Below are 12,596 nucleotides of genomic sequence, written 5' to 3' on the forward strand. Positions count from 1 at the left end.
TGCACAATTGAAATTTTAGCTATTATAAAGAGGCGCAAAAATTCTTTGTTAAAAAGGTTTTTGTGCCTTTAATTTTTTTATTCTATAAAATGTTATTTCCGTTCTGTTTTGTGTCAATAATACAAGATAAGATGGCATGAAAGGATGGTAGTATGTTCAAGATTATAGGAAGGTTATTAGGATTTGCTCCTGAAGAGATAAAATATGATAAAGAAATATTAAGCTTTATGCTAATAGGTACAATTATATTTTTATTCTTGGGAATAATTCATACTGAAAAAGGTGCAAAGTTTTTATATACCAATAGATTAACTGTGAGTATAATGTCAGCAGCAGAAAAAGAAGGAATAACAAATGAGGCTGTGGATAAGTTTACTTATAGCTTTAAAGAGTATATTCCTATAAATGCAAGAGAGTTTGAGCTGTATGATATAAAAGATAGATTACAAAACTATATAAATGATTTAAAAAATGAAAATAACTCTAGTTTTGATAATATAATAGATACCTTAGAAAACATATATAAAATAGATGATAAAGAAAAACTACTTAAAGAATTAAACGATATAAATATAAAAGATATGCTAACAAATATTAGTAAAGAAGAAATCGTAAAAAAGGATCTAGAAGAGACAGTGGAATGGCAGACTAGCATATTTTTATCAAATTTTTACTTTGCTTTAGGTACTTTTCTTGGATTTTCAACTATTGTAGTAAAGGTAATATGTGAAATTGAACTTGTAGAAAAAAAGAATAAAAATTTAAAGAAGAAAGAGCAGATATATAAATAAAAGTATAGATAAATTTTAAGCTATCTATACTTTTATTAACTATTTTGCTAGATTAAATATAGCTATAATATCTTCCTTATTAAGTTTTACAAAGTTACCTAAAGGCCCGTTTTCTATTGCTTTTTTAGCCATTTCTTCAAATCTATCATCTGGTATATTAGCTTCACTTAAAGAAACAGGCATTCCTATTTTCTTAAAATAAGCTTTAGTTTTTTCAATGCCTTCTAAGGCAGTTTTTTCAAGGTTATTTATATCGATTTCTACGTTCCATACTCTGTTAGCAAATTGGGCAAATCTTTTTATATCCTTTTTATATACATATTTCATCCAAGCAGGAAATAATATTGCAAGGCCAGCACCATGAGTGATATCGTAAATTCCGCTTATCTCATGTTCTATATCGTGAGTTGCCCAATCTTCAATTCTTCCTGTTCCAAGGAGACCATTATGAGCTATAGTACCAGCCCACATAATTTCGGCCCTAGCTTCATAGTTTTTAGGATCCTGTAAAACTATAGGTATATTCTTGATTATAGTCTTAAGAGTAGCTTCACTTAGTCTATCAGTTAAATCCACATTAGATTCATTTGTAAAATATCTTTCAAATATGTGTGCCATCATATCTACAGCACCAGCAGCAGTTTGATATGGTGGTAAAGTATATGTAAGTTCAGGATTCATTATTGCAAATACTGGTCTTATAATATTGTCTCCAACTGATCTTTTATACCAACCGTCTTCGTTTGTTATAACAGAACTAGTACTAGATTCGCTTCCAGCTGCAGGTAAAGTCAAGATTACACCAACAGGTAGCGTAGATGATACTTTAGCTTTTCCAGTATAAAAATCCCATACATCACCTTCATAAGTTACGCCTATGCCTATAGCTTTAGAAGAGTCAATAACACTTCCACCGCCTACAGCTAATATAAAATCTATGTTATTTTCACGACATATTTTTATTCCTTCTTTAACTAAACTTAATCTAGGATTTGGTTTAACACCACCAAGTTCAAAAACTTCAAGTCCAGCATCCTTTAGAGATTTAATGACTTTATCATAAAGGCCAAATTTTTTTATACTTCCTTCACCATAGTGAAGCAAAACTCTGTTACCAAATTTTTTTATTTCATCTCCTACTTGGCTTTCAGTATCCTTTCCAAAGATAATTTTTGTAGTATTGTGGTAAGTAAAGTTAATCATTTTTTATGCCTCCCTAGGAATATTTTTTATATAAGTTTATTGTACTACACAAAAAAAGTTTTAGTTAAAAACTTATAAAAAGATTAAGAGGCGACTCAAAGGCTTATTTCCTACGCTGACTTTAGAAAAATAAGTGTAAGCTTTCTTGGCTTTTTTACTCTAATCTTTCCACTCCTCCACTCTCCACTGGCGCTTCAGCGTCCTCACTTCTCCACTCTCTAAGCTAAGAAATAATGATTAGAAATTAATAGGTATACAGAGTTAATTTTTAATAAAAATCATAGTAATTTTCTATAGGTTCTTCATCCGCATCTTTAAATCCTCTTTTGCTTATTTCAACATCATCATTGTAAGCAATTTCAGCGCTGTAGTCATAATCATATCCGTCATAGAATCCAGTTTTGGCTTTAGTTATAAAACGGTAAGGAATCTCTTCAATGGACATAATTTTCACCACCTTTATAATATAAAGATTTGTGGAATTATATAATTAGATTGTCCTTATAAAGAGTTTTTATTCTATTCATAGTTTTTCAGCTATAGATTCTAAAACCTTTATGGAATCGGCGCTGGAGGAAGATAGTTTTTTATTTCTGAGGCTACTACTCCAAGAACTCTTCCTGAGTCTCTAGCTCTTAGCGGCTATCTGAATAATTCATAATTTGATGTCTTTATTGAAATTTAGTATTTTTAAACTAAAGAGCTTAGCTTTTTCAATTAAAAAAATGCGTCGCATTTTACTCAAGTTATGCTATAATGTAGGGGAATAGGTGTTCGATAAAATTTGTTAAAAAGTTGGTGAGAATATGAGTTTAAGATTTATATATGGTAGAGCAGGAACTGGGAAGAGCAGATATTGTGTAGATGCTATAGAAAAGAATTTAAAAGAAGGAGAGAAAGGTCCTTTAATATTAATTGTACCTGAGCAGTTTTCTTTTCAAGCAGAGAAAAGTGTGGTAGAAAAGGTTAAGGGAACTGGAATTGTAAATGTAGAAGTAACAAGTTTTAAAAGAATGGCTTACTCAGTGTTTAATGAAGTTGGAGGTGCAACGCGTAAGTTTATAAATTCTTCAGGAAGGCTTATGCTTATATTTAATATAATAAATAAGCTAAAAGAAGAATTAATAATTTTTAAGACAGCTGCTGATCAACAGGGATTTGTTAATACTATCGGAGATGTAATAACTGAGCTTAAAAGATATGATATAACTCCGCAGGAGCTTAAGTCATCCATAAGTTTAATGGAAGAAGATGAGTTTTTAAAGGAAAAGATTTTGGATATAAGCAATATATTTGAAAAATTTGAAGAGAATCTTCATAAAAATAAAGAATATTTAGATAGTGAGGATGAGTTAGCCCTACTCTATAGTAAGTTAGATAAGTCTACTATGTTTGATAATGGGGAAGTTTGGATTGATGAATTTAGTTCATTCACACCTCAGCAGTATAATATAATTGAAAAACTTTTAAAAAAGACAAAAAGAGTAAATATTACCTTATGTATGGATCATAGTATGGAAATACAAAACGGAGATGTATTTGCGCTAATAAAAAATACGAGAGATAAGCTGCTAGAATTAGCAAGAGAGAATAATATCCCAGTTGAAAATGATGTCATATTAAAGCATAACAAAGAGGATAGATTTAAGGATAGTAAAGAAATGCGATATGTGGAAGCGAATTATTTTAAATATCCATATAAACAATATAAGGGTAAAACAGAGGATTTAAAAATAATTAGAGCTTTAAACCCATATTCAGAAATTGAGAAAGTAGCAAGAGAAATAGTAGAAATGGTAAGAAGTAAAGGTCTAAGATTTAGAGATATTGCGGTTATAAGTAGGGATTTAGAAGCTTATGAGAAAATAGTAAAGACTATATTCACTGAGTATGAGATACCTTACTTTATAGATAAGAAGAGAGAAATATACGATAATCCTCTTATTGTGCTTATAACCTCAGCCATAGATATATTTAACAGAAATTGGTCCTATGAGACTGTATTTAGATACTTAAAAACTGGACTTATAAATATACCTAAAGAAGACATAGATATTTTAGAAAATTACGTTATGGCATACGGTATAAGAGGTAAAAATAAATGGTCGTCTATGTGGAAATATGGAAGTGAAGAAAATTTAGAAAAAATTAATGATGTAAGACTTAAAGTTGTAATTCCACTAATAAACTTTTATTCAAATCTAAAAGGTAAAAAGAGTGCAGAAGAGATCTGCACGGCTTTATATAACTTCTTATGTAGCATTGGAGCTAATGAAACTGTAGAATCTTGGGTAAATAGATTTAAGGAAGAAGGAAATCAAGACTTAGCAAGGGAATATAGTCAAATTTGGAATATGGTAATCGAACTTTTGGACCAAGTAGTAGAAGTATTTAGGGGAGAGAAGATAGAACTAAAAGAATTTGTAAAGATTTTATCCTTAGGATTTGGCGAGTATAAAATGGGACTTATTCCACCTTCTTTAGATCAGGTTTTAGTTTCAGATGTTGAGAGAGTTAGAACTCATGATATTAAACTTTTATACATAGTAGGAGTAAATGATGGGGTTTTTCCAGCAGTAGAAAAGGATGAGGGAATACTCTCAGATGCGGATAGAGATAAGCTTAAAAAGATAGGAATAGAAATTGCTGAAAGCACAAAATCAAAGACCTTTGAAGAGCAGTATTTGATATATAGAACTCTTACCACAACGGGTAAGTATCTTAGAATATGCTATCCTATAGCTGATTTTGAAGGAAAGGCTTTAAGATCATCTATTATAGTATCAAGATTTAATTCTCTTTTCCCTAATATTCAGATTGAAAGTGATTCGTTAGAAATAGAGGATGAAGGAGAAAACTTAGAATTGGTATCTAGAAAAATACCAACTTTTAATAAACTGATATCAATTTTAAGAAAAGACCAAAAAAACATAAGAGTAAGTCCATTTTGGACAGATGTATATAGATGGTATAGTGATGAGAAGAATGGATTTAAATATAGATTAAAAACAGTATTTTCTGCTGCAGCTTTTACGAACTCAGTAGAAAACATAAGCCAGGAAAAAGCAAGAAAGATATATGGAGATAGGCTTTACTTGAGTGTTTCAAGAATTGAAAAATATGTGTCGTGTCCTTTTGCATACTACATTCAGTATGGATTAAAAGCAAAGGAAAGAAAGACTTTTGCACTTACTCCACCAGATTTAGGCACATTTATGCACAATGTTATTGATGAGTTTTCCGCAGTTGTGGATAAAAATTCTTTAGAATGGTATGAGATAGATGAAAAATGGTGTAAAGACAAGGTCTCAGAAATAGTGGATAAAAAGGCTGAAGAAGTTTCAGGAGGAATTTTTAGCAGTTCTCCAAGATACAGATACTTTACCGAAAGGTTAAAGAGAGTGCTTGTAAAAACCATACTTATAATTGTAGAACATTTAAAAAGAAGTGGGTTCCAGCCTATAGGACATGAAATTGGATTTGGAAGTGGAGAAAGTTATCCTCCAATAGAAATAGAACTTTCAAGTGGAGAGAAAGTAAGGCTTATAGGAAGGATAGATAGAGTTGATAAGCTGGACTTAGAGAAAAAAGACTATTTTAGAGTAATAGATTATAAGTCAGGAAATAAGGATTTTAGTCTTTCGGATGTTTATTATGGATTACAACTTCAGCTTTTAACCTACCTAGATGCAATATTAACAAATGAAGAACTAAGAGGAGAGGATCAAGTGCTTCCAGGAGGAGTTCTGTACTTAAAAATTGATGATCCTATAATAAGAGGAAGTAGAAATCTTTCTGATAAAGAGATAGAAGAGGAGATAATGAAGGCATTAAAGATGAAAGGACTTCTTATTGCAGATCCTGAAATTGTAAAAGAAATGGATAGGCAAATAGATGGATCATCATTAATAATTCCAGCAAGAATTAATAATGATGGAACTCTAGGCAAGTCCTCTTCAGTAGGAACAGAAGAACAATTTAAAATGCTTAGAGAACACGTTAAGAAAAAGTTAGTTGAATCATGTGAGTCCATGCTAAGAGGAGAAATAAGGATAAATCCTATTAAGAGTAAGAATTTAGATGCTTGTACTTATTGCGTATATTCTGCTATATGCCAATTTGACAGCAGTTTTGAAGGAAATGGATATAGGACTATTAAGGATGAAAGTGATGAAGAAATATGGAAGAGATTAGAAAAAGAAAAACAAGAAAAGTTAGATGAAAGTTAGCGGTGAGTAATTAAACATAGGGAGGGCTAAAGTTTGGAAGATACAAAATGGACTAAAGAACAGCAGGATGCAATTGATACTCATGACTGCAATTTGCTAGTGGCGGCTGCAGCAGGTTCTGGAAAAACTGCGGTTCTAGTTGAAAGAATAATAAAGATGATAACGGATTTTAAAAATCCTATAGATATAGATAGACTGCTTGTTGTGACTTTCACAAATGCGGCAGCATCTGAAATGAAGGAAAGAATAGCAAAGGCTATAAGTGATGAGCTAACAAAGCATCCAAAATCAAGACAGCTTCAAAGACAGCTTACCCTTATTAATAGAGCTAGCATTACTACAATGCACTCTTTTTGCTTAGAAGTTATAAGGAATAATTTTCACTATATTGATTTAGACCCTAACTTTAGGATTGGTGATGAAACTGAAACTATACTTCTTAAGGGAGAAGTTATAGAGGAAATGTTTGAAGAGATGTATGAATCTGAAAAGTGTAGTCCTGAGTTTTTAAGTTTAGTGGAGTTCTACAGCAGCAATAAAAATGATTTAGAGCTTCAAAATATAGTATTAAATTTATATAATTTTGTAATGGCATCTCCAAATCCTAGAGATACATTAATTAAAATGGCGGAAGATTTTAATGTAGATGAAGATTATGACTTTGGAAAGTCTAAGTGGGCAAAGGTTTTAATGGAAGGTGTTAAGATTGAGGCTATTGGATTAAAGAAGAAGATGGAAAATGCCATTAAAATAATAAATGAAACAGAAGGATTGGAGCCTTATTTAGAAAATTTTCAAAGTGAATTAAATATGATTAAAGAAGTGATAGTGAGTACAGATATATCATGGAGTTCTCTCTTTGATTCACTTGAAGGAGTAAAGTTTGGTAAATTAAAGCCATGTAAAAAGTGTCAGGATAAAGATGCTCAAGATAAAGTTAAGAAGATTAGGGAAAAGGTAAAAAAACGGCTGCAGAATGACATAAAAATGAGGATTATATCATATTCAAGTAAAGAAACAGCTTTAGATTTAAAATCTCTTTACCCTGTAATGAAAGCACTTTCAAATTTGGTGTTAGAATTTATGGATAGATATGCTAAGGCTAAAAGGGATAGAGGTATAATTGATTTTAATGACTTTGAGCACTTTTGCATTGATATTTTAAAACATCCTGAGGTATCCTCAAGGTTAAGGGAAAAGTATGTGGAAATACTTGTAGATGAATATCAAGACAGTAATGATGTTCAAGAAGCTATTATTGATTTTATAGCTAGAAAAGATGAGGCCACAGGTAAGAATATAAATGTGTTTATGGTTGGAGATGTAAAACAGAGCATTTATAGATTTAGACAGGCAAAACCTGAATTATTCCTTCAAAAATATAATACTTATTCTACAGAAGAAGGAGCAGCAGAGAGAAAAATTAAATTATTTAAGAATTTTAGAAGTAGAAAAGAAATATTAGATGGCACTAACTTTATTTTTAAGCATATAATGTCTGAAAGTGTAGGAGAATTAGAGTACGATGAAGATGAAGCTTTAAATCTCGGAGCAGATTATGAAGAATATGAGGGAGATAAGTCCTTAGTTGCAGGACCTATAGAAATAAATATAATTGAAAAAAATTATGAAGATTTAGGAAGTGACGACACAGAGGAAAAGGAAGAAGAATTACTTGATAATATACAGATGGAAGCAAGATTTGTGGCAAAGAGGATAAATGAGCTTGTAAATCCAAAGTATGGTGAACCATTTAAAGTTTATGACAGAGATTTAAAGGCCTATAGAAATATAGAATACAAGGATATAGTTATACTTTTAAGAAGTACTTCAAAGTGGGCTCCTGTATTTATGGATGAGCTTAAAGAAAACTTAGTGCCAGCTTATGCAGATGTAGGAAGTGGATATTTTGAAAGCTTAGAGATAAAAACAATATTATCTCTGCTTCAGATAATAGATAATCCCAGACAAGATATTCCTCTTATTGCGGTATTAAGGTCTCCTGTTGCTTCTTTTACTCCAGAGCAGCTTATAGATGTTAGAATGGCAAGCAAAACTGGAGACTTTTATGAAGGTATTTTAAATATTGCAAATAATGAATATAATGATGGAATACAGAATGAGCTTAAAGAAAAATGCAGTGTATTTTTAGAGAAACTGAAAATATGGAGAGATAAGTCTATTCATATGCCTATAGATGAATTCATATGGTACTTATATACGGATACAGGATATTATGGTTATGTAGGTGCTTTAAATGGAGGAATACAAAGACAAGCAAATCTTAGAATACTCTTTGAAAGAGCTAGACAGTATGAGAAAACTAGTTATAAAGGACTATTCAATTTTATCAATTTCATAAACAGACTAAAGGTAAGCAGTGGAGACATGGGAAGTGCTAAGATATTAGGAGAAAATGATAATGTAGTTAGAATAATGAGTATCCATAAGAGTAAGGGGTTAGAGTTTCCTGTGGTATTTTTAAGTGCATTAGGAAAGAATTTTAACATGAAGGATTTAAACAGAAGAATTTTATTTCATGGAGAATTAGGTTTTGGTCCAGATTATATAGATCTTGAAAAGAGGTTATCTTACTCCACTGTGGTAAAAGAGGCATTGAAAGATAAAATAAAGATAGAAACTTTATCAGAAGAAATGAGAATTCTTTATGTTGCTCTGACCAGAGCTAAGGAAAAGCTTATAATGACAGGATCGGTAAAGGACATAGAAAAGAAGTGTAAGGAATGGAGTTATGGACTTTACGATGATGATGAAAAACTTTCTCAGCATGAGATACTTAAAGCCAAAAGTTATTTAGATTGGATTTGTCCTGTGGTTATGAGACATAAAGATGGTGAGCCTCTCCGAAATAAATCAGGTATACAAGAATATGAAAAAATTACCCTAATAGAAGATGATTCTAAATGGAATGTAGAGTTCTATAATATAAGCAGTGTTATTAATGAGAAAAAAGAAGATATAGGACAGATCGAATTAGAAAGCATAGAAGATATTGAGAATATAAGATTAAATAGTATATATTATGATGAAATCAATGAAAGGTTGAACTGGAAATACTCATATATGGAAGCTTCAAAACTTCCAACTTTGCTTACAGTTACAGAACTTAAAAGAATGCAGAATAGAGATATGTATGATGATTATTCAACTAATATATATACTCCAAGTCTAGTAAAAAGACCATCTTTTATGGAAAAGGACAGAAAGCTCACAGGAGCTGAGAAGGGAACAGCCATACATGCTGTAATGCAAAAGATTGACTATAAAAGAGAGTTAAACAGAGAAGAGATAGAAAAACAAATTAAAGAATTAGTAGAAAATGAGTTAATCACTGAAGAACAGGCTAAAAGTGTAGATATTTCAAAAATACTAAACTTTTTTAATTCAAATATAGGAAAGAGAATGATTAAATCAGAAAAGGTCTATAGGGAAGTTCCTTTCCATATGGAAATAAAAAGTACAGAAGTTTATAGGGACCTTCCTAAGGATAAATATATGAATGAGAATATAATGGTTCAAGGGATTATAGACTGTTACTTTGAAGAGAATGGAAAGGTTATTCTTATAGATTATAAAAGCGATTACTTTAAAAAAGGGGAAGAGAAGGCTATAATAGATAAATATAAGATTCAAATAGAGTTTTATGCAAGGGCCATTGAGAAGATTACGAATAAAAAAGTTAAAGAAAAGTATCTTTACTTATTTTATGGTGATAAAGAAGTAGAGGTAAAATGAAAGGAGTTTTAGTATGGAGATCATGGTAAAATCCATACAGGATTTTCAGGTTAATGATAGAATAGATGGCTTTTTTATAATAAAGAATGCTGAATGCAGAACAGCCAGCAATAGTAAGAAATATTTAGACTTTACTATAGCTGATAAAACTGGGGAGATAAATGCAAAGTACTGGAATTACAATGAAGGTGATGAAGAAATTTATAAACCTAATATACTTATAAAAGTAAGAGGTAGCGTTACTCAATGGCAGAATAATGTGCAATTTAAGATAGACAGGATTAGGCTTACTAATGAGCAGGATAATGTAAATATAGCTGATTTTGTTCCATCAGCTCCATATTCACCAGAATATATGTTTAATGAAATACTTTGGTATCTTAACAAGATAAATAACAAGGATATTAAGGGAATTGTTCAAACTATTATCGATGACAATAGAGATAAAATAATGCATTTTCCAGCGGCTAAGAAAAATCATCATGCTGTAAGGTCAGGACTTTTATACCATACTCTTACTATGCTTAGGGCTGGAGAAAAACTTTGTGAGGTATACACATTTATAAACAAAGATTTGCTCTATGGAGGCATAATACTTCACGATCTTGCGAAGATGGATGAAATGGATTCTAGTGAACTTGGTATAGTTAGTGATTATACTGTAGAAGGTCAGCTTTTGGGACACATAATTCAAGGCATTAAAAATATTGAAGTTGCAGCTTTAAGCATAGGAGCCGATAAAGAGATTACAATGTTATTACAGCATATGGTCTTATCTCATCATTATGAGGCGGAATTTGGAAGCCCTAAAAAGCCAATGTTTCCAGAAGCTCAGATTCTGCACTATTTAGATGTAATGGATGCTAGTCTTTATGATATGCATAAAGCATATAACGAAACGAATAAGGGAGAATTTTCAGAACCTATATGGTCTTTGGATAAAAGAAAAGTATATAAATTTAATACTGAATTTTAAAGGCAATAAAATTTATTTTTTGTTGCCTTTTTTATATATCATTAAATTTTATAAATTTAAATATACTAATAAAGTAAACTTTGGTTTTTTTACATTTGTAAGTTTATTTTTTTAATAGGGGAATATGGATAATATTATATTTGTTTGAAGGAAAAAAATTCTATTTATAGAATATTATATATAATACTAAAGGAGGAAGGGATTTAACTATGAAGATTTTATTTGCAGCTTCTGAAGCCTATCCATTTATGAAAACTGGCGGTCTTGGAGATGTAGCTTACGCACTTCCAAAAGCATTAGTAAAGTTAGGAATTGATGTAAGAGTTATTATACCAAAGTATTCAAAGATACCACAAGAATATGTCAGCAGGATGGAAAAGGTTGGAGAATACAGTGTGCAAGTTGGATGGAGAAATCAATATTGTGGGCTTTTACACTTAGAATATGATAATATTCATTTTTATTTTATAGATAATGAATACTATATGAAGAGAGGAAGCGCCTACGGAAATTTTGATGATGGAGAAAGATTTTCTTTCTTTTCAAAAGCAATTTTAGAAGCTATAAAGTATTTTGGAGATTTTGTTCCAGATATACTGCACTGCAATGATTGGCATACGGCTATTGCAATACCACTTTTAAAGGAACATTACAAGAATGATTCAAGATATAAAAATATAAAAACTGTATATACTATACACAACTTAGAGTATCAAGGAATTTTTCCAAAAGAAATGCTTGGAGAACTTTTAAATCTAGGTATGGAATATTTCTCAGAGGACAAACTTAAATATTATAATGCAATATCTTTTATGAAAGGAGGTATAATTTTTGCAGATATAATAACAACGGTAAGTCCAACCTATGCACAGGAAATAAAAACTGAATACTATGGAAAAGGACTTAATGGACTTTTAAGAAGCAGAGAAAATGATTTATATGGAATAATAAATGGAATTGATACAGATTTAAATAATCCAATGACAGATAAAAACATTTTTCAAAACTATGATGAAAATAATCTTTATGGAAAGGAAAAAAATAAACTAGAGCTTCAAAGGTATTTAGGATTACCTCAAAACAAGGATATACCTATGATAGCTATGGTAACAAGACTTGAAGAGCAGAAAGGATTGGACTTAGTAAAAGAAGTCGCAGAAGAATTGTTTAGAGAAAATATTCAGTTTGTAGTCCTTGGAACGGGAACGCAAAGATATGAAGATATGTTTAAGTTTTTTGCGTGGAAGTATCCAGATAAGGTTTCTGCAAATATTTATTTTGATACTTCTCTAGCTCAAAAGATTTATGCTGGTTCTGATATGTTTTTGATGCCATCAAAGTTTGAGCCTTGTGGTATAGGACAGCTTATAGCCTTAAGATATGGAAGTGTTCCAATAGTTCGTGAAACAGGTGGATTAAATGACACCATATATTCTTTTAATGAATTTACAGGAGAAGGAAATGGATTTAGCTTTAAGAATTATAATGCTCATGATATGCTGTATACCATAAAGAGGGCTATAGGATTTTTTTATGATAAGGGTGCATGGAATTATTTAGTTCTACGCTGCATGAGAGATGATTATAGTTGGAGTAGATCAGCACAACAATATATTAATATATATAATAAGCTATTATGAA

Annotated in this window: 7 protein-coding genes; 5 read left to right on the plus strand and 2 right to left on the minus strand. The window is 30.8% G+C overall.

The genetic code is table 11. The features are described from left to right. Positions 1 to 152: 152 nt before the first annotated feature. Complete coding sequence (locus tag CPAL_RS02535; protein ID WP_106024031.1) at positions 153 to 791, plus strand: hypothetical protein; 639 nt, start codon at positions 153 to 155, stop codon at positions 789 to 791. Between the two features lie 39 nt (positions 792 to 830). Here the strand turns inward: CPAL_RS02535 and CPAL_RS02540 are convergent, their stop codons facing one another. Both CPAL_RS02540 and CPAL_RS13830 read right to left on the minus strand, forming a co-directional pair. Next, the gene (locus CPAL_RS02540) at positions 831 to 1,994 is read right to left on the minus strand and encodes an iron-containing alcohol dehydrogenase (RefSeq protein WP_106024032.1); all 1,164 of its coding nucleotides are present in this window, start codon (positions 1,992 to 1,994) and stop codon (positions 831 to 833) included. Between the two features lie 268 nt (positions 1,995 to 2,262). Beyond that, positions 2,263 to 2,439 carry a hypothetical protein gene (locus CPAL_RS13830; protein WP_156473391.1) on the minus strand — a complete coding sequence of 59 codons (177 nt, stop codon included), beginning with the start codon at positions 2,437 to 2,439 and terminating at the stop codon, positions 2,263 to 2,265. Positions 2,440 to 2,800: 361 nt separating this feature from the next. Here CPAL_RS13830 and addB point away from each other — a divergent pair, with 361 nt between their 5' ends. The 4 genes from addB to glgA all read left to right on the plus strand — a co-directional run bounded on the left by addB (position 2,801) and on the right by glgA (position 12,595). Further along, entirely contained in the window at positions 2,801 to 6,223 is a 3,423-nt protein-coding gene (addB, locus tag CPAL_RS02545; RefSeq protein WP_106024033.1) for a helicase-exonuclease AddAB subunit AddB, read from the plus strand. 33 nt (positions 6,224 to 6,256) lie between these two features. After that, positions 6,257 to 9,979, plus strand: a complete 3,723-nt coding sequence (gene addA / locus CPAL_RS02550) for a helicase-exonuclease AddAB subunit AddA (RefSeq protein WP_106024034.1) — start codon at positions 6,257 to 6,259, stop codon at positions 9,977 to 9,979. A gap of 13 nt (positions 9,980 to 9,992) precedes the next feature. Beyond that, positions 9,993 to 10,955, plus strand: a complete 963-nt coding sequence (locus CPAL_RS02555; protein WP_061858733.1) for a 3'-5' exoribonuclease YhaM family protein — start codon at positions 9,993 to 9,995, stop codon at positions 10,953 to 10,955. 209 nt (positions 10,956 to 11,164) lie between these two features. Further along, the gene (gene glgA, locus CPAL_RS02560; protein ID WP_106024035.1) at positions 11,165 to 12,595 is read left to right on the plus strand and encodes a glycogen synthase GlgA; all 1,431 of its coding nucleotides are present in this window, start codon (positions 11,165 to 11,167) and stop codon (positions 12,593 to 12,595) included. Position 12,596: the final 1 nt, after the last annotated feature.

Source organism: Clostridium thermopalmarium DSM 5974 (genome assembly GCF_002995795.1).
Classification (GTDB): domain Bacteria; phylum Bacillota; class Clostridia; order Clostridiales; family Clostridiaceae; genus Clostridium_H; species Clostridium_H thermopalmarium.

What these genes read in the sequence shown, in the direction of transcription:
- CPAL_RS02540 (WP_106024032.1), bottom strand. Translation starts at nt 1,994, where the DNA reads ATGATTAACTTTACTTACCACAATACTACAAAAATTATCTTTGGAAAG.
- CPAL_RS13830 (WP_156473391.1), bottom strand. Translation starts at nt 2,439, where the DNA reads ATGTCCATTGAAGAGATTCCTTACCGTTTTATAACTAAAGCCAAAACT.
- CPAL_RS02535 (WP_106024031.1), top strand. Translation starts at nt 153, where the DNA reads ATGTTCAAGATTATAGGAAGGTTATTAGGATTTGCTCCTGAAGAGATA.
- addB (WP_106024033.1), top strand. Translation starts at nt 2,801, where the DNA reads ATGAGTTTAAGATTTATATATGGTAGAGCAGGAACTGGGAAGAGCAGA.
- glgA (WP_106024035.1), top strand. Translation starts at nt 11,165, where the DNA reads ATGAAGATTTTATTTGCAGCTTCTGAAGCCTATCCATTTATGAAAACT.
- CPAL_RS02555 (WP_061858733.1), top strand. Translation starts at nt 9,993, where the DNA reads ATGGAGATCATGGTAAAATCCATACAGGATTTTCAGGTTAATGATAGA.